The sequence below is a fragment of the Streptomyces sp. NPDC029836 genome, assembly GCF_055574495.1.
This window is the reverse complement of sequence record NZ_JBVHZI010000010.1, coordinates 163,460-182,464: the sequence shown is the minus strand read 5'-3', so window position 1 is coordinate 182,464 and position 19,005 is coordinate 163,460. Positions and strand designations below refer to the sequence as shown.

21 protein-coding genes are annotated in these 19,005 nt (G+C 73.7%); 14 read left to right on the top strand and 7 right to left on the bottom strand.

Annotation, left to right across the window (positions count from 1 at the left end; translation table 11 throughout):
- The first annotated feature begins 428 nt into the window (after positions 1-428).
- Both ACZ4XJ_RS26735 and ACZ4XJ_RS26730 read left to right on the top strand, forming a co-directional pair.
- Positions 429-737, top strand: a complete 309-nt coding sequence (locus ACZ4XJ_RS26735) for a DUF6400 family protein (RefSeq protein WP_468497650.1) — start codon at positions 429-431, stop codon at positions 735-737.
- Entirely contained in the window at positions 724-984 is a 261-nt protein-coding gene (locus ACZ4XJ_RS26730; RefSeq protein WP_362883125.1) for a hypothetical protein, read from the top strand. The genes ACZ4XJ_RS26735 and ACZ4XJ_RS26730 overlap by 14 nt, the downstream gene beginning before the upstream one ends.
- Positions 985-1,002: 18 nt before the next feature.
- On the opposite strand, the gene ACZ4XJ_RS26725 is transcribed toward ACZ4XJ_RS26730, so the two are convergent.
- Positions 1,003-1,887 (bottom strand): dioxygenase family protein, encoded by an 885-nt coding sequence (locus tag ACZ4XJ_RS26725; RefSeq protein WP_468497726.1) that lies wholly within the window; start codon positions 1,885-1,887, stop codon positions 1,003-1,005.
- A 125-nt stretch (positions 1,888-2,012) separates the two neighbouring features.
- Positions 2,013-2,960, bottom strand: a complete 948-nt coding sequence (locus ACZ4XJ_RS26720; RefSeq protein WP_468497649.1) for an AraC family transcriptional regulator — start codon at positions 2,958-2,960, stop codon at positions 2,013-2,015.
- 305 nt (positions 2,961-3,265) lie between these two features.
- Here ACZ4XJ_RS26720 and ACZ4XJ_RS26715 point away from each other — a divergent pair, with 305 nt between their 5' ends.
- From ACZ4XJ_RS26715 to ACZ4XJ_RS26705, 3 genes are read left to right on the top strand one after another with little or no spacing between them, the layout of a single operon-like run.
- The gene (locus ACZ4XJ_RS26715; protein WP_468497648.1) at positions 3,266-3,721 is read left to right on the top strand and encodes an NlpC/P60 family protein; all 456 of its coding nucleotides are present in this window, start codon (positions 3,266-3,268) and stop codon (positions 3,719-3,721) included.
- Between the two features lie 21 nt (positions 3,722-3,742).
- Positions 3,743-4,045 (top strand): ArsR/SmtB family transcription factor, encoded by a 303-nt coding sequence (locus ACZ4XJ_RS26710; RefSeq protein ID WP_468497647.1) that lies wholly within the window; start codon positions 3,743-3,745, stop codon positions 4,043-4,045.
- Positions 4,042-4,434, top strand: a complete 393-nt coding sequence (locus tag ACZ4XJ_RS26705; RefSeq protein WP_468497646.1) for a VOC family protein — start codon at positions 4,042-4,044, stop codon at positions 4,432-4,434. The genes ACZ4XJ_RS26710 and ACZ4XJ_RS26705 overlap by 4 nt, the downstream gene beginning before the upstream one ends.
- A gap of 104 nt (positions 4,435-4,538) precedes the next feature.
- Here the strand turns inward: ACZ4XJ_RS26705 and ACZ4XJ_RS26700 are convergent, their stop codons facing one another.
- Entirely contained in the window at positions 4,539-4,688 is a 150-nt protein-coding gene (locus ACZ4XJ_RS26700; RefSeq protein WP_281209375.1) for a hypothetical protein, read from the bottom strand.
- 285 nt (positions 4,689-4,973) lie between these two features.
- Between ACZ4XJ_RS26700 and ACZ4XJ_RS26695 the strand changes: the two genes are divergently transcribed.
- A complete protein-coding gene (locus tag ACZ4XJ_RS26695; protein WP_468497645.1) occupies positions 4,974-6,482 on the top strand; it encodes an amidohydrolase family protein in 1,509 nt (502 codons plus the stop codon).
- A 99-nt stretch (positions 6,483-6,581) separates the two neighbouring features.
- A complete protein-coding gene (locus ACZ4XJ_RS26690; RefSeq protein ID WP_362878665.1) occupies positions 6,582-7,124 on the top strand; it encodes a GNAT family N-acetyltransferase in 543 nt (180 codons plus the stop codon).
- A 71-nt stretch (positions 7,125-7,195) separates the two neighbouring features.
- Here the strand turns inward: ACZ4XJ_RS26690 and mraY are convergent, their stop codons facing one another.
- Positions 7,196-8,263: a phospho-N-acetylmuramoyl-pentapeptide-transferase gene (mraY, locus tag ACZ4XJ_RS26685; RefSeq protein WP_362878663.1), complete on the bottom strand. Its 1,068-nt coding sequence runs from the start codon at positions 8,261-8,263 to the stop codon at positions 7,196-7,198.
- A 99-nt stretch (positions 8,264-8,362) separates the two neighbouring features.
- On the opposite strand from mraY, the gene ACZ4XJ_RS26680 reads away from it, so the two are divergent.
- The 3 genes from ACZ4XJ_RS26680 (at position 8,363) to ACZ4XJ_RS26670 (ending at position 11,242) form a co-directional block, all read left to right on the top strand.
- A complete protein-coding gene (locus ACZ4XJ_RS26680; protein ID WP_362878661.1) occupies positions 8,363-8,887 on the top strand; it encodes a MarR family winged helix-turn-helix transcriptional regulator in 525 nt (174 codons plus the stop codon).
- 58 nt (positions 8,888-8,945) lie between these two features.
- On the top strand, positions 8,946-9,518 hold the full coding sequence (locus ACZ4XJ_RS26675) for a hydrolase (RefSeq protein ID WP_468497644.1): 573 nt from the start codon (positions 8,946-8,948) through the stop codon (positions 9,516-9,518).
- 215 nt (positions 9,519-9,733) lie between these two features.
- The gene (locus ACZ4XJ_RS26670; protein WP_468497643.1) at positions 9,734-11,242 is read left to right on the top strand and encodes a glutamate synthase subunit beta; all 1,509 of its coding nucleotides are present in this window, start codon (positions 9,734-9,736) and stop codon (positions 11,240-11,242) included.
- Positions 11,243-11,383: 141 nt separating this feature from the next.
- Here the strand turns inward: ACZ4XJ_RS26670 and ACZ4XJ_RS26665 are convergent, their stop codons facing one another.
- Positions 11,384-12,328, bottom strand: coding sequence for a nucleoside hydrolase (locus tag ACZ4XJ_RS26665; protein ID WP_362878655.1), 945 nt, complete (start codon positions 12,326-12,328; stop codon positions 11,384-11,386).
- Positions 12,329-12,650: 322 nt separating this feature from the next.
- Between ACZ4XJ_RS26665 and ACZ4XJ_RS26660 the strand changes: the two genes are divergently transcribed.
- From ACZ4XJ_RS26660 to ACZ4XJ_RS26650, 3 genes are all read left to right on the top strand, one after another.
- On the top strand, positions 12,651-14,069 hold the full coding sequence (locus ACZ4XJ_RS26660; protein WP_468497642.1) for an MFS transporter: 1,419 nt from the start codon (positions 12,651-12,653) through the stop codon (positions 14,067-14,069).
- Positions 14,070-14,144: 75 nt separating this feature from the next.
- The gene (locus tag ACZ4XJ_RS26655) at positions 14,145-14,879 is read left to right on the top strand and encodes a response regulator transcription factor (protein WP_468497641.1); all 735 of its coding nucleotides are present in this window, start codon (positions 14,145-14,147) and stop codon (positions 14,877-14,879) included.
- A complete protein-coding gene (locus ACZ4XJ_RS26650) occupies positions 14,876-16,249 on the top strand; it encodes a sensor histidine kinase (protein ID WP_468497640.1) in 1,374 nt (457 codons plus the stop codon). Before ACZ4XJ_RS26655 ends, ACZ4XJ_RS26650 begins: the two co-directional genes overlap by 4 nt.
- Before the next feature lie 18 nt (positions 16,250-16,267).
- On the opposite strand, the gene ACZ4XJ_RS26645 is transcribed toward ACZ4XJ_RS26650, so the two are convergent.
- On the bottom strand, positions 16,268-17,236 hold the full coding sequence (locus tag ACZ4XJ_RS26645) for a TAXI family TRAP transporter solute-binding subunit (protein ID WP_468497639.1): 969 nt from the start codon (positions 17,234-17,236) through the stop codon (positions 16,268-16,270).
- A 232-nt stretch (positions 17,237-17,468) separates the two neighbouring features.
- Here ACZ4XJ_RS26645 and ACZ4XJ_RS26640 point away from each other — a divergent pair, with 232 nt between their 5' ends.
- Positions 17,469-18,113 (top strand): thiol:disulfide interchange protein DsbA/DsbL, encoded by a 645-nt coding sequence (locus ACZ4XJ_RS26640; protein ID WP_468497638.1) that lies wholly within the window; start codon positions 17,469-17,471, stop codon positions 18,111-18,113.
- A gap of 45 nt (positions 18,114-18,158) precedes the next feature.
- Here the strand turns inward: ACZ4XJ_RS26640 and ACZ4XJ_RS26635 are convergent, their stop codons facing one another.
- Positions 18,159-18,716, bottom strand: a complete 558-nt coding sequence (locus tag ACZ4XJ_RS26635) for a hypothetical protein (protein ID WP_362878643.1) — start codon at positions 18,714-18,716, stop codon at positions 18,159-18,161.
- Between the last annotated feature and the right edge of the window lie 289 nt (positions 18,717-19,005).

Sequence of the window (19,005 nt, the reverse complement as noted above, 5' to 3'; positions counted from 1 at the left end):
GGCCCGGTACGAACGGCCACCGGCTTACGGCGGCCGCCGGGGCGGGGAGAGGAACCCGGGTGAAGCGCAAGCTTCGGCGGTGCGGATCACCGTGATCAGCGACGGCCACACCGACCGTCGCGCCCCCTCTCGTCCTGGGAGTCGGTGGCGGTGGCGGTGGACTCCAACTGTCCCCGGCCGACGGCGGCGACTTCGCCCTCTGCGGCAACAACGTCCGCGCGACCGCCTTCCGTTGAGCACCGCGCCGGCGGCGCGCGGAGTTCATGCGAACGCGTCGACGGTTCGAAGGACGGTGGATTGTCGGGAAGCCCCCGGACCACACCCGACCCGGACCCGGGGGGCACCGCGCACCCCCGACCCCCGGGTCGCCCTGTGACTCCGCACACCCGGACTTGACCCGCGAAGGAAGGCTTACCTAAGTTCAAGGCATGAGCCCGCACCACCCCACCCTTCCCCCCACCCCTCCCCCCGGTCAGGACGGCCCCGGCGACCGGCCGGACGGCGTCCCGCCGGTCGTCGACTTCACCATCGATCTGACCTCCCAGGAGATGCTCCGGAGGTCCCGGGTGATGGCCGCCCTCGGAGCCGACTGGGACCCGGTGGAGGTACTGCGCGGCGAGGAGGTGGCGTACGACCTCCTGTACTCCGGCCTGGACGCCGACCAGCAGCGCGTCTACGAGGACCTGGTCGCGGCCGGTGTCCTGCCCCGCCGCGGGGGTGGCCATGCTGCCGCTTGACCCGCAGGCGGACATCGGCCGCCGGGCCTGGGTGCCCTGCCCGAACTGTGACGACACCCTGGGCTGCACCCCGTGCGAGGACGGCCGGACGTGCTCGCGGCACTGGCGCTACATGCTCGCCAACTCCGGCAGCCTGATCCACCTGCAGTGCCCGGGGTGCACCCACATCTGGGCGCACGAGACCGGTTTCGGCGCCACCCGCTCCCTGTGGAGCCGTGTGACCAGCGGCCTGACCCACCGACGCTGAGGCCCGCCGCCCCCGCTGTCAGGCCCTGCGCCAGAGCGCGGGTACGTTCGGCGGCTCCCAGCCGGGCACGGCGACGTGTGCCTGGAGGCAGGTCCAGGCCGTCGAGCCGTAGGTGACCCGGTCGCCCGTGCGGTACGAAGTACCGACCGTCCAGCCCCCACCCGTCGGCGTCGCGGTGGGCGTGGGCGTGGGCGTGGGTGTGGGTGTGGGTGTGGGGGTCTGCGGAACATTCAGGACGAAGTCGAAGGTCCCCTCCTTCGCCGGTCCGACCTGGCGCACGGTCATCAGCAGTCGGGCGTCGAAGATCGAATCCGTGGCGTTGCGCGGCTCCCCCGGGAAGTACAGCTGGGTGGTCAGCACCGGGCGGCCGGGCGCCTGCACCTTGACGTGCACGTGGCGGGTGCGTCCGGGGTAGAGGCCGGGAACGATGGTGGTCAGCCGGAACGCGCCCTGCGCGTCGGTGAACTGGTGGCCGCGGAAGCCGTAGCCGGTGTTGTCGTAGGCGCCGTTCACGTCGGCCTGCCAGAAGTCGAGGAGGGCTCCCGCGATGGGCAGGCAGGCCCGACCGAAGACGTACCCGCTGACGGTGAGGCGGGTGCCGGGGGTGGAGGCCGTCACCAGGGAGGTCCGGCGCGGCGAGTTCGGTTTGAAGTACGGGCCCTCGGTCTGGGGCACGGTGGGTTCGTCCCCGTCGTCGCAGGCGGGGGTGAGTTCGGGCAGGACCCCCTCCGCCGCCGCCCCGCGCTGGTCGCGGGCCAGGGCCGCGCCGCCGCCGAGCAGCAACGGGGTGGCGCCCGCGAGGGCCGCGGCCTTCAGGAAGTTCTTGCGGCTGAGGCGGCTGCCCGCGCCGGAGCGGGATGACGGGGTGGGTCGGGGCTGATCGCCGGTTCGGTTCTCGTCGATGGGCACGCGTCGACTCCTTCGCGCTCGTGGGGGGGATACGCCGGGTGCCGGAGCCGGAGTCCCGGGCCGCGGTGGGGCGCGGCCCGGGCGGGCGGCGACGGAACCGTCGGCCGGTTCCGTCGGCGTCACGCTACGGTTCCCGGCTCGGCGGCCGCGATGGACCGGATCCGGGGATCGTGGTGAATTCCTCCGCTGCCGGAGGCCGTGGGACCGGTGGCGATCCCGGCCCGGTAGTCGCCCGGTGTCAGGCCGGTCTCACGTCGGAAGAACCGGCAGAAGTAGGCGGGGTCCGCGAAGCCGGCGCCCCGGGCGACCTGCCCGATCGTCAGATCGGTCCGGGCGAGGAGCCGCTTCGCCTCCAGCGTCCGCCGGCGGCGGATCAGGCCGCCGGGGGTCTGCCCGGTGGCTTCCTTCACCCGGGCGTGCAGGTGCCCGGAGGTGACCCCGAGCCGCTTCGCGCAATCGGCCACGGAGAGCCCCGTACCGTCCGGTGAGGCGATCAACCGGGTGAAGGCGGCGGCCAGTTCCACGGCCCGGCCCGCTGGAACGGGGCTGCTCCCCGGGCCGGGTTCGCAGGCGCGCAGGGCCCGTACGACCAGGATGTGCAGATAGGCGCGCAGCACCCCCGCGTACCCCTCGCGCAGGTCCCGGTACTCGCGCTCCATCTCTTGGAACAGTGCGGCGATCCCGTCCCGGCCGTCGTCGGGGCGCAGCCAGGGCCGGGCGGCGAGCAGGTCCAGCGCGGCGGCGTCCTCGGGGTGGCCCAGCAGGAAGTCCTCGTTGAACAGCATCACGTGTCCGGTGAGGTCCTCGGCGTCCTCCCAGTGGTGGACCTGCCCCGGTGTGATCACGCAGAGGTGGGGTGGATCCAGGGGCCAGTGGGCGAGGTCGAGGACGTGCGCGCCGCTGCCGCCGGTGACGAGGACGATCTCGTAGAACGCGTGGCGGTGGGGGAATCCCGCCCGGGAGAGCGGCCCGATGGAGTCGAAGGTGCCGATGGCGAAGGGGAGCAGGTGCGGGAGCGGTACGTCGAGCCGGTGCAGGGGCAGCTCACCGCCGCGGGTCGCGCTCATGACGCGGTCCGGCGCGGGGCGGCCGCCCGGCACGGGGCGCTTCGGCGCGCGATGGCCCGGCGCGGGGTCGCCCCGGCCGGCGCACCCCGACCCGGTGTGGCCCGCCCCCTCGTGGTCCGACGTGCGGTCGTCGGACCCGGCGAGGCCCGACGTCGTGTGATCCGTAACTCGTCCATCGGGCCAGTCTGCGACCCGTGGCCGGTGCGGGCCCAGGGTGTGGATGGACCGGGCGGCGCACCCGCCACCCGCCACCCGCCGGGCCGCCGCGCAGCCGCGCCGCCGCGCCGCCGGGCAGGATGGGCGGCATGGATCCTCGTCTCGATTCCCTGCCGGACGCCTTCTGGGCCGTGCCCTACACCGGTTCCCGGTACCCGGGCTCCCCCGCCGTGAGCCGGTTGCCCGGCCTCGCACCGGGTGCCAACTGCCAGCTCTTCGCCTACGAGGTGCTGCGGCACTTCGGCAGGTGCGTGCCCCCGCTGCGCTCCAGCGAACTGTGGAACGACACCCGGCACACCGCGCGGGTCGCGCGGCCCGACTTCCTCGACCTGCTGTTCTTCAACGCGGACACGGACCCGTACGGGGCGCACGTCGGCGTGTGGGCCGGCCCGGACGCGGTCCTCCACCTGAGTTCCGAGGTGGGTCGGCCGGCTGTGTGGAGCCTCGCGGACTTCACCGGCCACGACCGCTACCGGGTCCTGCTCGGGGCCAAACGGGCGGGTCCGTGCGGAGCGGGGACACCCCTCGATTTGATAGGCAAGTGAACGTTTGCCTATGCTGGGGCCGTGGCCGATGACCTCTTCAAAGCTCTGGCCGACCCCACCCGCCGCACCATCCTCGACGAGCTCACCGAGAAGTCCGGACAGACACTGTTCGAGATCTGCGCACGGCTGGGCATGAAGCACCAGCTCGGCATCTCCCGCCAGGGCGTCTCCCAGCACCTCGCCCTGCTGGAGGCCGCGGGGCTCGTCGAAACCAGGCGGGAGGGCCGCTACAAGTTCCATGACCTGAACACGGCCCCACTGCGGCACATCGCCGAGCGGTGGCCCGTGCCCGCCCCCTCCGGACCCGAGGAGATCACCCCGTGAAGATCCACATGACCAGCGTCTTCGTCGACGACCAGGCCGAGGCCCTGCGCTTCTACACCGAGATCCTCGGCTTCGTGAAGAAGCACGACGTTCCGCTGGGCGGGCCGGACCGTTGGCTGACCGTCGTCTCGACCGACGAGCCCGGCGGCACCGAACTGCTCCTGGAGCCTTCCGGGCACCCGGCCGTCAAGCCGTACCGCGACGCGCTCCTCGCGGACGGCATCCCGCTCGCCCAGTTCGCCGTCGAGGACGTGGAGGCGGAGTACGAGCGGCTGACCGCCCTCGGCGTCCGCTTCACCCAGGAACCCTTGGCGATGGGGCCCGTCACCACCGCCGTCTTCGACGACACCTGCGGCAACCTGATCCAGATCGCCACGAAGCCGCAGTAGGCCACCCGTCACCGGGGGCCATACAGGCGTACGTCAGGAGGCGCCCACCCGGGGCCGGGTGGGCGCCTCCTGACGTACGGGTACGGGTACGCCGCCGGCCGGCGTCAGCGCCTGCCGCCGCGCAGTCGGGTCAGCATCCGACGGGCCGCCGCCCGCTTCCCCGGATCGGCCGCCGCCCGCCGGGCCGAGGCGATGGTCCGCTGCCCCTGCGGGCTACGACTGAACTCCTTGATCTTCGCGAACAGTCCGGGCATGGCTCCTCCAGAGCGTCATCGTGCGCAACGTCCCTGGGCGGATACCCCGTCGACGCGCCTTGAACCGGCGCCACCAGGCAGGATCTCCGTGCCAATTGGGCGTTCGACTGCTACTCGCCACCGCTCCGCCGGCCGAGGTTTGAAACAAACTGTTGACGCGACCCTTCCGGGACGGACCCGGGCGGGCGCACCATCCGGATACGAACCCGTGCGACTCCGCACGTGCCTGACGATCCGTGAGTCCACAGGAGCGCCCCGCGCCATTCCGTCGGGAGGTAGCACGACATGGACCCGCTCAGCGAATGTCCCGGCACCACCGCACAGGTACCGGAGACCGCACAGGCTCCCCCCGCCCCGACTCCACTCCCGGCCCCCGGGCGCCGCAGGGTGCTGGCCGGCCTGGGCATGGCGGCGGCGAGTCCGTTCGTGCTCGGCGCGGGACGGACCCGCCCGCGCGAGGCGCCGGTCGCCGCCGGCGGTCCCACCGGCCGGGCCACCCTCCTGCGCAACGCCGCGCTGGTGCTCACCATGGATCCCGCCCTGGGCGACGGACCGCTGGGCACGGTGGAGGGGGCCGACGTCCTGATGCGGGACGGGGCCGTAACCGCCGTCGGTCGGCGGCTGGGCGTACCGGCCGGGACCAGGGTGATCGACGTGTCCGACCGCTTGCTGATGCCGGGATTCGTCGACGTCCACACCCACCTCTGGCAGTCCTCGATGCGCGGCGGTTGCTCGGGCCGTGACCTCTTCGGCTGGCTGGCCGCATGCAACAGGCCGACGTTCTCCCGCATCTCGCCGACCGACATGTACCGGTTCGTTCGTCTCGCGGCCCTCGACTCCGTGCAGTCCGGGGTGACCACGCTGGTGGACTGGGTGGACGCCCTCCCCTACGACACCACCACGCAGTACGTGCGGGCCCTCGCCGACACCGGGGTGCGCTTCTCGTACGCCATGTTCCAGGCGGAGTCTCAGGCCGATCTCCTGTCCCGGGTGAAGAAGGAGCTCATCGACCCGCTGCCACTGGCCTCGGCGCAGATCGCCACGCACGCGGCGCGCGCCATCGAGGGGCTCAACCGGATCCACTGGGAGATCGCCCAGGACCTCGGTCTGATGCTCAACAGCCACGTGCTGGAACGCGTCGAGCAGCGCGCGGACGATCCGCTCGCTGTGCTCACCGGCATCGGAGCCTTCGGCCCCCGCCTGCTGATGAACCACGCGATCCACCTGACGGACGACGAGATCTCGGCGATCGCCGCGCACGACGTCCGCGCCGCGCACTGCCCGCTGAGCAACATGCGGCTCGCTTCGGGCGTCATGCGGCTTCCCGACCTCGGCCGCCGGGGCGTCAAGGTCGGGCTGGGGCAGGACGGCGGCACCAACGACTCCTCCGACTTCTTCGCCCTGATGAAGAGCGCCATCGGCCTGCAAAGGGCGCACTCGCTGGACGCGTCGGTGTTCCCGCAGGTCCAGGACGTACTGCGGGCCGCGACGATGGGCGGCGCGGAGGCGATCGGGATGGCCGACCGGGTGGGCTCGCTGACTCCGGGCAAACGCGCCGACGTCCTCGTGCTCGACCCGGGCACGTTGAACTTCGCCCCTCGTTTCGACCGGATCGCTCAGATCGTGTTCAACGGCCGGCCGGAGAACGTCGAGGCGGTCTTCGTGGACGGCCGCCCGCTCAAACTCGGCGGCCGTCTCGTCGATGTCGACACCGCACGCGTCGTCCGCGAGGCGGAAGCCGCCGCGACCCGCCTGCGGGCCACCGCCCCCGCCCCCGCCGACCGGCGGGCGTAGGGCGCGGCACGCCTCCCGTCGGCAGGATGATCCGGTGATCCGATGGCCGGTCGCCGGATATCCTGCCTGCTCCCGCACCGGCCCCGGAGGTCCCCCCGCATGAGCAGCAGCACGCCGTCCTTCCCCGACCGGATCGAGCTGACCGGGGAGGGTCTGATCCTGCGCGACTGGACCGAAGCGGACCTGGCGGGGATGCCCGAGCTGTTCGACCACCCCGACATCGCGTACTGGACCCCGATCGTCTCCCCCTTCGACGACGGGGCCGCCCGCACCCGCCTGGACCGGGCCCGGCAGCTGCGTACGGACGGTACGGCGCTGCTGCTCGCCATCACCGTCGACGGCGGCGCCGCACTCGGCGAGGTGATGCTCAAGCGCGCACCCGAGGGCACCGAGCTCGGGTACGCCGTCGGTCCGGCACACCGGGGGCAGGGGCTGGCGGCCCGGGCGGTGCGGGTGATGGCCGCGTACGCCTTCGAGGAGTTGGGCGCGGAGCAGGTGATCCTGGAGCTGGAGGCCGAGAACGCCTCCAGCGTCGGCGTGGCAGTGCGGGCCGGCTTCCGGCTCCTCGACGTGCCGTTGATCAAGGGCGAGGAGAAGGGCCGGCCGTACGCGCTCCAGACCTGGGGGCTCGACCGCCCCTGACCCCCGACCGCCCCTGTCCCCCCCACCGGATCGGACCCCGTTCGGCCGGCTGTTCGACGGGCAGACCCGCGTCAGAGCCCGGCGCCGGCCACGTAGAAGACGCCCAGGCCGACGATCACGCACATGCCCTGGACGATCCAGAACCGGACCACGACGAGGACCTCCGACCAGCCCTTCAACTCGAAGTGGTGCTGGAGCGGAGCCATGCGGAAGACACGCCTGCCGGTCAGCTTGAACGAGCCGACCTGGATGACGACCGACATCGTGATGAGGACGAAGAGGCCGCCCAGCAGGACGAGCAGCAGTTGGGTCCGCGAGCAGATGGCGAGGCCCGCCAACGCGCCGCCCAGGGCGAGGGAACCGGTGTCGCCCATGAAGATCTTGGCGGGCGAGGTGTTCCACCAGAGGAAACCGAAGCAGGCGCCCATCAGGGCGGAGGCGACGACGGCCAGGTCGAGGGGGTCGCGGACCTCGAAGCAGCCCGCGGGGTCGACCAACCCCACGGCGTCGGCGCAGGACTTCTGGAACTGCCAGATGCCGATGAAGGTGTACCCGCCGAAGACCATCACCGCGGCGCCGGTGGCCAATCCGTCGAGCCCGTCGGTGAGGTTCACCCCGTTGGACATGGCCAGGATCATGAACAGGGCCCAGACCACGAAGAGTACGGGCCCGATCGTCCAGCCGAAGTCCGTGACGAACGAGATCCGCATCGAGGCGGGCGTCCGACCGCGCGCGTCGGCGAACTGGAGGGCCATGACGGCGAAGGCGGTGCCGACGACCAGCTGTCCGGACATCTTCGCCTTGGCGCGCAAACCCAGCGAACGCCGCTTGACGATCTTGATGTAGTCGTCGAGGAACCCGACCACCCCCATGCCCGCCATCAGGAACAGCACCAGCGCGCCGGGGTGGGTGGCGGGCTCCCCCGTGATCACCTTCGTGAGGCCGTACGCCACGAGCGTCGCCGTGATGAACGCGATGCCGCCCATCGTCGGGGTGCCGCGTTTGCCGTGGTGTCCGCGCGGTCCGTCGTCCCGGATGAACTGGCCGTAGCCCTTCCGAGCCAGGACCTTGATGAGTAACGGGGTGCCGGCCAGGGTGAGGACGAGGCCCAAGACCCCTGCGTAAAGTATCTGGTTCACCGCCCCATCATCCCCACCCCGGGGGCGGGCCCGGGGTCGGCCGTCCGGGATGCCAAGGCTTGCTTTGCAGTCGTCCGATATGCGGGCTATGTTCGATTGATGGACGTGGTGGACGTGGTGGACCCGAGCGACCCGGTGGACCCGACCGACCCGCTGGACCCCGCAGGGACCCCGGATCCCGCGGACGCGGACGACACGGCCCGGCGGCTCCGGGACACCGCCGAGGAGCTCCAGTTGGTGGTCGGCCTGATGGTGCGGCACCTGCGCACGGCCTCCGCCGGAAGCGGCCTGACCCTGGGGCAGGTGTCGGTCCTGAAGCGCCTCGATCGGGAGGGGCCCCGTACGATCACCGAGCTGGCCCGGGCCGAGAGGATCCGCCCGCAGTCCCTCAACTCCACGGTCGCCGCCCTCCGGGCCGGCGGCCACGTCGAGCGCGCCGCGCACCCCACCGACGGGCGCCGCAAAGTGATCGCCCTGACGGACCGCGGCCGCCGGGTCGCCGCGGAACGCCAGGAGGCCGGCCGCGGCCGGCTGGCCGATCTGATGGCCCGCCGCCTCTCCCCGGCCGAACAGCAAACCGTGGCCGAGGCCGTCCCGCTCCTGCGCCGGCTGGCCGAGGCCTGAACCGGAAGCGGAACGCCACGGCACACCCCGGCCCACCGACGGAAGGACACCCCCACCCATGAGCGACGCCCTGCACCTTGAGGACGACACCGCCCTGGTCCTCATCGACCTGCAGAGCGGCATCCTGGCCCTGCCCACCACGAGGCCCGCGCACGAGGTCCTGCGCCGGGGCGTCCGACTCGCCGAGGCCTTCCGGGCCCGCAAGCTCCCGGTGGTCCTGGTCAAGGTCGCGTGGTCGCCCGACGGCGGCGACCTGCCCACCCTCGAAGTGGACCGTCCCGGCCCCGCGGCGGCGCCGCCCGCCGCCTTCTCCGAGATCCCCGCCGAGCTGGCCGCCCTGGCCGACGTCGTCGTGACCAAACGGCACTGGGGCGCCTTCACCGGGACCGAGCTGGACCTCCAGCTGCGCCGCCGCGGCATCCACCGCATCGTCCTGGGCGGCATCTCGACCAGTATCGGCGTCGAATCCACCGCCCGCACGGCCTGGGAACACAGCTACCGGCTCGTCTTCGCCGAGGACGCCACCGCCGACACCGACCCCGAGGCACACGCCCACAGCTTCGGCCGGATCTTCCCCCGCATCGGCAAGGTCAGCACCACGGACGAGATCGTCGCGGCCCTGCGGAACTGAGGCCCGGACGGGTGGCGAACCGGCACCGGACCAGCGCCCGACGGGCCACCGACCCGGGCCCGACCGGGCGCCGGCGCACCGAGCGGACGCCCCGCCCGGTGCGGCGTACGCTGAGTGGAACGCCGCACACCACACGCCTGCGGGACCCGCCCACCACGAGCACCGGGTGCCCCGTGCGGTGCGCGCACGCCGCGCACGATCCAGGGAGGCGGCGCGTGACCGATCCGTTCGGCTTCCTCAGGATTCCCCGCGAGCCCGTACCGGCCCGTCCCGTCGAAGAACGGCTGCACGACTGGCGCGAGGTCCACGCCGGACAGGCGCTGCTCCCGCTCGTCGCCCGCCAGGCCGACCGCTGCATGGACTGCGGAATCCCGTTCTGCCACGTCGGCTGCCCGCTCGGGAACCTCATACCGGAGTGGAACGCCTTCGCCGCCCGCGGTGACTGGGCCGCCGCGTACGAGCGGCTGCACGCCACGAACAACTTCCCGGAGTTCACCGGGCGGCTCTGCCCGGCGCCCTGCGAGGACGCGTGCGTCCTGACCATCAACTCGGATGCGGTGACCATCAAGAACGTCGAGCAGGAGATAGCCGACGAAGGCCGGCGCCGCGGCTGGATGGCGCCCCGCCCGCCGGAACGCCGCAGTGGCAGGGAGGTGGCCGTCATCGGTTCCGGTCCGGCCGGGCTGGCCGCCGCGCAGCAGCTGACGCGGGCCGGTCACACCGTCGTCGTTCACGAGCGGGCCGACCGGATCGGCGGGCTGCTGCGCTACGGCATCCCCGAGTTCAAGATGGAGAAACGGCACCTGGACCGGCGGATCGAGCAGATGCGGGACGAGGGCACGGTCTTCGTCACGGGGTCGGACGTCGGCGGGGCGGTGTGCGCGGCGGACCTGCGGGGGCGGTACGGGGCGCTGGTCGTCGCGGTGGGGGCCGGCGAGCGCAAGGAGCTGCCGGTGCCGGGGCGCGAGCTGGACGGGATCCATCAGGCGATGGAGTACCTGACCCTCGCCAACCGGGTCCGGGAGGGCGATCGGGCGGCGCCGCGGGTCACGGCGGAGGGCCGGCACGTGGTGGTCGTCGGCGGTGGGGACACCGCCTCGGACTGCCTGGGCACCGCGCTGCGGCAGGGAGCCCTCTCCGTGATCCAGTTGGACATCAACGCGGAACCCGGGCCGGACCGCGCGGACGGCGAGCCCTGGCCGACGTACCCGAGGGTGTACCGGATCTCCCACGCGCACGCCGAGGCGCGTGGGCTCGCCGGGTACGACCCCCGACTCTTCGCCAGCGCCACGCTGTGCTTCGAGGGTGACACCGCGGGGCGGGTACGGGCCCTGCACCTGAGTTCCGTCGAGCCGGCCGCCCGCACGCCCCTGACCGGCACCGAGCGCGTGCTGCCCGCCGGACTGGTCCTGCTGGCGCTGGGTTTCGCCGGTCCGGAGCGGACGGGGCGGCTGCGCGAGCAGTTGGGGCTGGAGTGCGACGGGAGCGGGAACTTCGCCCGCGACGCCGGTTTCGCGGCCGCCGGCGGGCGGGCACCCGGGGTGTTCGTCGCGGGCGACGCGGGCCGGGGGCAGTCCCTGGTGGTGTGGGCCATCGCGGAGGGCCGGGCGGCGGCCGCGGCGGTCGACCGGTACCTGATGGGCTCCACCTGCCTCCCGGCGCCCGTCGCGGCCCACGACCGACCGATGACCGCCCTGGGGCGCATGCGCTACGGGGCCGCATAGCGGGCGCCGGGCCGGGAACCCACGTCGTGGACGACGGCCCGGCAGGAGCTTCAGGTCCGCGGGATCCGCAGGCGCGGCAATCCGCAGGCGCGCCGGGAACTTCAGGCGCCGCGGGAGTGTCGGTCCGCCGGGAGCCTGAGGTCAGGCGCGGCGGGAACCGAGGGCCTCGACGGCGCCGACCATGCGGTCCCAGAACCGTTCGGTGTCCAGGGACACCGCGACCCGGGCGTTGACGGGGCGGCCCAGGTAGTGGTGCAGGTCCACGACGGTGGCTCCGCGGGTGTGGCTGCCGTGCAGTTCGATCGAGACGGTCGCGTCGACGCATTCCACGAGCGTGGGATCGATGACGCGGGCCACCGCGACCGGGTCGTGCAGCGGCGGGTGCGGCATGCCCCACAGCCGGTGGTAGGCCGAGCCGAAGTAGGCGAGCAGTTCGGCGCAGGTGCGGCCCAACTCGGTGCCGAGCGCTTCGAACCGGGCCAGTACCTCGGGGGTGGCGAGCGCCTGGTGAGTGACGTTGAGGCCGCACATCGTGACGGGTACCCCGCTGTCGAGGACGATGGCCGCGGCCTCCGGGTCCGTGTGGATGTTGAACTCGGCCGCCGGGGTGCGGTTGCCGCGCTCGGTGGAGCCGCCCATCAGCACGATCTCCCGGATCCGGGAGGCACTGTCGGGGTAGCGGGTCAGCAGCAGGGCGATGTTCGTCAGCGGGGCGGTCGGTACGAGCGTGACGGGCTCGGGGTGTTCCCGCAGGATCCGGTGGATGAGGTCCACAGCGTGCTCGGGGACCACGTCGACCGTGGGCGGCGGGAACCGCGGTCCGTCCAGCCCCGACGCGCCGTGCACGTCGGCGGCGACGGCCAGCGGCTGGACGAGGGGCCGGTCGCAGCCGGCGGCGACGGGGACGTCGGTGATCCCGGCGAGGGTGCACACGCGACGGGCGTTGAGGGTCGTCCTGTCCAGGGTCTGGTTGCCCGCCACGGTCGTGATGGCGAGCAGGTCGACCGCGGGATCGGCGGCCGCCAGCATGAGGGCGAGGGCGTCGTCGTGGCCGGGGTCGCAGTCGATGATGATCGGTACGGGCACGGGCGGGTCCTCCGCGTCGGGAGCAGCTGACGGGCCCAGTCTGCCCCGCGCCGGACGCCGCGAGCCGTCCGCCGCCCGGGACCTGGCCGAATGTGACCGGAGCCGGAGGGCGCGGTCGGGTCGGCGGAACCGGGCCGGCGCCGCCCGACCGGCGATGCCCCGACCCCGACCCCGGGGACCGTTCGCGTGCGCCTTCCTTAGCGGAACGTTAGATCTGCGCGGCGGACCTTGTCCGCCGGCGAGGGCGACCGCATGCTCTGGTCACTCCCCCACCGCCGGGGCGTTCCCCCTCGCCCTTCTGGGTCTTCCCTCCGGAGCCGCCATGTCCGCGCCCGCCGTCGTGCCCGTACCGCCCTCGTCCGCGGAGGAGCGCAAGAAGCGCCGTCTCGCCCTGATCGGCGGGTCCCTGGGCAACCTGGTCGAGTGGTACGACTGGTTCGTCTACGCCAGTTTCGCGATCTACTTCGCCGACTCCTTCTTCCCCAACGACAATCCGACCACGCAGTTGATGAACACGGCGGGGATCTTCGCCGTCGGCTTCCTGATGCGTCCCGTCGGCGGGTGGATCCTGGGCCGCGCCGCTGACCGGCACGGCCGCAAGAGCGCGCTCACGCTCACGGTCACGATGATGTCGGTGGCCGCCCTGCTGATCGCCGTGGCCCCCACCTACGGTCAGGCCGGCTACTTCGGCGCCCTGGTGCTGCTGCTCGCGCGGCTCCTGCAGGGGATGAGCATCGGCGGCGAGTACGCGGCCAGTGCCACCTACCTGACCGAGGCGTCGGCCCGCAACCGGCGCGGACTGGGTTCGTCGTTCCAGTACGTGTCGATGACGTGCGGCCAGCTCCTCGGCCTGGGCATCCTGATCACGATGCAACACACCCTCACCACGGCCCAGTTGGAGAGTTGGGGCTGGCGAATCCCGTTCCTCCTCGGAGCGCTGTTCGCCGTGGTCGTCTTCTGGCTGCGGCGCCGGCTCCAGGAGACCGACGCGTTCAAGGAGCAGTCGTCGGGTGACGAGGGCCACGACGACAGCACGCGCGGCACGCTGAAGGTCCTGTGGGAGCACCGGCGGCAGGCCGGCCTGGTCATGGCCCTCACCCTCGGCGGGACCGTGGCCTACTACACGTACACCACGTACCTCACCAAGTACCTCGTCGGCAGTGCGGGCATGCCGAAGACGACCGCGACCCTGGTCAGCTTCACCGCACTCGCCCTCTTCGCGGTGTTGCAGCCCTTCGCCGGCATGCTGTCGGACCGGATCGGCCGCCGGCCGCTGCTGATCACCTTCGCGGTGGGCTGCACCGTCGGCACGTACCCGATCATGACCGCGCTCGGGTCGGCGTCCTCGTACTGGTCCGCGCTGGGGTTGTCGCTGCTGGCGCTGGTCATCGTCACCGGCTACACCTCCATCAACGCGGCCGTCAAGGCGGAGCTGTTCCCCACCCGGGTGCGCGCCCTGGGCGTGGCCCTGCCGTACGCCATCGCCAACGCCCTGTTCGGCGGCACCGCGGAGTACGTGGCCCTGTGGTTCAAGAGCAACGGCCGCGAGAGCATGTTCTTCTGGTACGTCTCCGGCTGCGCGCTGGTCTCCCTCGTCACCTACGTGCTGATGCCGGACACCCGTGACACCGCGCTCAGCCGCGCCGAGGCGGAGGCCGACGCGGCGGCCGACGCGGCGGTCGAAGGCAGGGCCCTACCGGTGACGTCCCCCGCGACGGCGCCGGAGCGCTCCGCGCGCTGAACCGGCGACGGTGACCCGGTGCGGCGGGCTCCCGTAGTCTGCTGCCCCGGATCACGCGGCACGAGGGATGTGTCCATGCACGCTCTGCTCGTCGAGGACGACGACCGCATGGCGCACGCCCTCGGGACGGCGCTCGCCCAGCGCGGACACACCGTCCGCCGGGTGGGCCGCGCCCTGGACGCCCTGCGGCACGTGCACGAGGCCGAGTTCGTCCTGCTGGACCTGGGGCTGCCCGACCTCGACGGGCTGGAGCTGTTGCGCCGGTTGCGGACGGTCTGCGACGCGCCGCTGATCGTGGTCACGGCGCGCTGCGAGGAGCGCGACATCGTGCAGGGGCTGCGGGCGGGCGCCGACGACTACGTCGTCAAGCCGTTCCGGATGGCCGAGTTGATGGCCCGCGTCGACAGCGTCCGCCGCCGTTCGGCCGTCCGCTCCGGCCCGACGGGACCCTCCGGGCCGACGGCGGGCGGGGACCGGATCGTGCGCAGCGGGGACGTCGCGGTGGACCTGGCGCGCCGCACGGTCACCGTGGCGGATTCCGAGGTCCGGTTGACGCGCAGGGAGTTCGACGTCGTCGCCTTCCTGGCCGAGCGCCCCGACGAGGTGCACGCCCGCGAGGAGATCCTGGACCGGATCTGGGGCGACGCCTTCCTCGGGGTCTCCCGCTCGCTCGACGTCCACGTGGCGGGGGTCCGGGCCAAGACCGGCCGCCCCTGGCTGGTCCGTACGGTACGCGGCTTCGGCTACCAGCTCGGCGCCCCTCCCGCCGGGACCGGGCCGACCCGCGCTCCCGCCGGCGGCCCGCGATGAGGCGGCGGCTCCTGGCCGTGCTGATGGTCCTCATGGGGGCCGCCGCGTTGCTGCTGTGCGTCCCGTTGGCCGACGCGTACGCCCGGGGACGGACCGAGCACCTGCTGCTGCAACGGCGGTCCGAGGCGGTGCGGTTCGCCGATCTCGCCGAGCGGATGCGGACGGACGCCGACCGTGCGGAGCTGTCCGCCGAGATCGTCCGGTACGCCCAGCTGTACGGCGCCGGGGTCGTCGTGGTCGATCCGGCCGGGGCGCCGGTGGCCCGGGCCGGAGCGCGGGCCGACGCCGCCGCCGGGGCGATCGAGGCCCGCGACCGTGCGCTCACCGGCCGGTCCACCGACCGGCTCCCCACGCTGCGCCCCTGGGGGCCGGGCGAGGTCGTGCTGGCCGAGCCGGTGGGCCGGGACGAGCGGGTCAGCGGCGCCGTCCTGCTGGCGCTGCCGACGGCCACGGCCCGGCGGGACGTGGCGGTCCGCTGGTCACTGATCGGCGCCGGGGCGGCGGCCGCCTTCACCGCCGCCGCCCTGGTCGCGGCCGGGATCACCCGGTGGCTGCTGCGGCCGGTCCTCGATCTGGACCGGGCCGTGGAGAAGCTGGCCGCGGGGAGCCTGCGGGCCAGGGCGGTGTCCGAGACCGGCCCGCCCGAACTGCGCCGCCTGCGGCTGCACTTCAACGCGATGGCGGAGGCCGTGGCCGACTCCATCGGCCGGCAGCGCGACTTCGTCGCCGACGCCTCGCACCAGCTGCGCAACCCGTTGGCCACCCTGGTGCTCCAGCTGGAGAACGTGGAGCCGTACGTCTCTCCTGGCCCCGGTCTGGCCGAACACGCGCGGGCCCTGGACGAGGCGGAGCGCCTGGAGGAGCTCCTCGACGGGCTGCTGGCCCTGGCGCGGGTGGAGTCGGGCCCGGCGGAGCCGCGCGAGCAGGACGTGGCGGCGGCGGTACGGGAGCGGGTGCGGGCCTGGGCCCCGGTCTTCGCCGGGGCCGGGTTGGAGCTGGCGCACGCGTGTCCCGGGGAGGGACTGCGGGCCCGCGCGCTGCCCGATGCGGCGGGCCGGGTCCTGGACGCGCTCCTCGACAACGCCGTCAAGTTCGTACCGGCGGGCGGTCGCGTCGAGGTCGCCGTCACGCGGGAGCAAGACGGCGCCGTCCTGGTCCGGGTCCGCGACGACGGCCCGGGCGTACCGCCCGAGCAACGGGGCCTGCTGCTGCGGCGTTTCGCCCGGTCCCCCGAGCACCAGAACGTCCGGGGCAGCGGGTTGGGGCTGGCCATCGCCGAGGAGATCGCCCGGGTCAGCGGTGGCCGGCTCGACGTGGGCGGCAACGTGCCGTGCGGGCTGCTGACCGAACTGCGGCTGCCGGCCGCCTGAACCGCCCCGGACGGGCGCTCAGCCGTACACCGAGCGGTAGTACGCCACCGCGCCCGGGTGGAGGGGGACGGCTCCGGTCGAGATGGCGAACCGGGGTTCCAGCCGGGCCCCGGCGGTCACCTCCCGCAGCAGGTCCCGCCACCGGTCGAACACCACCCGCAGCACGTCGCGCACCGCGGCGTCCGGGAGGTCGGCGCGGGCCAGGAGGTAGTTGCCGACGCCGATGGTCCCGACCGGCTCCGTCAGCCCGTACGCCCCCGCCGGGAGGGTGACCGCCGTGTAGACGGGGCCGTGGCGCCCGCGCAGCGCGCCGACGTGTCCGTCCAGCGGCAGGAACCGGACCGGGTGCTCCCGGGCCAGCTCCGACAGGGCCGCGGTGGGGACGCCGCCGGACCAGAACAGGGCGTCGACCGTGCCCTCTCGCAGCGCCGACACCGATGCGGCGAGGCCCAGTTCCCGTTCCCGGGCGGCGGCGAGGTCCGTGCCCACGCCGGCCGCCCGGAGCACCCGGCCCGCCACGACCCGTACCCCCGACCCGGCGGCGCCGGCCGCGACCGGGCGGCCGGCGAGCTGTTCCACCGTGTGGACCGGCCCGTCCCGGGGGACGAGGAGATGGGTGTAGTTCACGTAGACCCGGGCCAGCGCGGTCACCGGGACGGGCCGGGCGAACGGTTCCCGTCCCAGGACCGCGTCCTCGGCGGCGTCGGCCATGGCCAGGGCCAGGTCGACGCTGCCGTCCTGCAGTTTGCGCAGGTTGTTGACGCTGGCCGCGGTGTCGACGGGTTCGATCCGCGTCCCGGGGGCGCCCGTGGTGACGGCCTTGGCCAGGGCCTCGCCGAACGCGTTGTACGGGCCGCCCGGCGGGCCCGTCGCGAGCCGCAGTCGGCGCGCCGGGCCGGAGCCGGCCGTGCAGCCGGCCAGCGCGGCGGCGACCGCCAGGGCGCCCGCGCCCACGGCCTGCCGGCGGCTGGGGTGTGCTCCGTTCACGGCGCCAGCGTAGGCGGTGCGGCCGGCGGGCCGTCGGGGCCGGGGCGGCGGGGCCCGTGGGGGAAGGAATCCCGAAGGGACTGTTTCCGGCCTCGGGGTGGCCGGGATCTGCGTTTCGCGACCGGTGGGCGGACACATACGTTCCGTCCTGGGCACGGCGCGCGCGGGGGACGGCACGACAGCGTCCCGCGCGCGGGCGCGGCCGGCACGTTCGAGACGGAGGAGCCTCCCCATGTCTGTCGAAGGCCAGGACCACACCCACGTGAACGGCCCCGCGCCGGCCGGCGCGGGTACGGGTCCGGTCACCGTCGAGGCCTTCTTCTGGTACTCCGACTCGCATGCGTACGAGCTGCAACCGGTGCTGGACGCGTGGCGCGGCGTCCACGCCGACCGCGTCGCGTTCCGGTGGATCCCCGTGGACTTCGACCGCGCGACGAGCGGCAGCCGGCAGAACTTCAAGCCGCAGCAGCGCCTGCACTTCGCGCTGGAGGCACTGGGCGCCGGCGCGTTCCACCAGCGGGCCTTCACGGCCATCCACCGGGACCGCGCGCACCTCGACACCGACGGGGCGGTCCTCGCCTGGGCCGCGGAGCAGGGCCTGGACGAGGCCGGTTTCGCCGCCGCCTTCGCCTCGGACGCGGTGGAGTCCGCGATCCGGCACGCCGACGCGCTGCTCCGGGCGTACGGCATCCAGGGGGTGCCGGCGCTGGTGGTCGACGGCCGTTTCCTGACCGGGCCCGGGGTGGTCCGGGAGACCGGCGCGGGCTTCCCCGGGACGCTGGCCGCCCTGGAGCGGCTGGTGGCCCGGGTCGAGAGCGGGCGGGGCGGTCGGGGCGCGGGGCGGGCCCACCCGGTCGGACCCCGTTCGGGGTCCTGACGCCGTCGGGCGGCGGCGCGGCCCTGTGCGCCGCCGCCTCCGGGTTCAGACGGCGGGCTTGGGCCGGGTGGTGCCGGGCAGGCAGGTGACCGCGCGGTTGAAGGTTTCGAAGGTGCCGGCGGGGTTCTTCTTCCACAGCCACATGTGCAGGGCGTAGTGCACCGGCTGGCCGGGGAAGTTCCCGCGCTGCGGGCCCTTGAACGGGATGCCGAACAGCTTCGGGCGGTCGCTGTCGGTGGTCACGTCCTGGTCGCGGTCGAAGACCGTCCACTGGACCCCGATGAGGCGCTTGCCGCCGCGCCCGTCGTCCTCGTAGAACAGGGCGGCGGGCCTCGCCGGGTCGACGGAGTTGTCGTGGCCGTGGTTGAAGTGCGGGTAGCCGAGGGCGCCGGCGCCGGCGCGTTCCACGCAGTACTTGTCCGGTACGTAGCCCGCCTTCACTGCGCTCGCGTGCCGGTGGAACGGCGCGGTGGCCCGGTAGGTGGCGGCCCGGTCGGCGGCGGCCTTGGCGGTGTCCGCGCCGGTGGCGGCGGGTGCGGCGACGGCCGCCAGGGTGGCGAGCGAGGCGGCCGTGGCGAGGGCGAAGGTGAGGGTTCGGGGCATGGGGAACTCCCTGGGGGTGCATCGTCCGAGGAGTGCCGTCCGGTCGGGGCCGCGACGGCGCGCCCCCGGCTGCGGGCGGCTGCACGAGCAGCCCTTCCCCGCTCCGGCCGGCCGCCACCCCTTCCGATCGGACGGCTGACGGCCGGTCGGCCGACGGCGCGTACGGCGCGGGCGGCGGTCGGCGGGCTCCCTTCCCACGGCCGGGCGGGACGGGCGTTGCCCTCGGTGGCACCGCGCGAAGGGGCGGCGGACTCACTCGAACGAGCCACGGCCCGTTTCACGGCCGGGG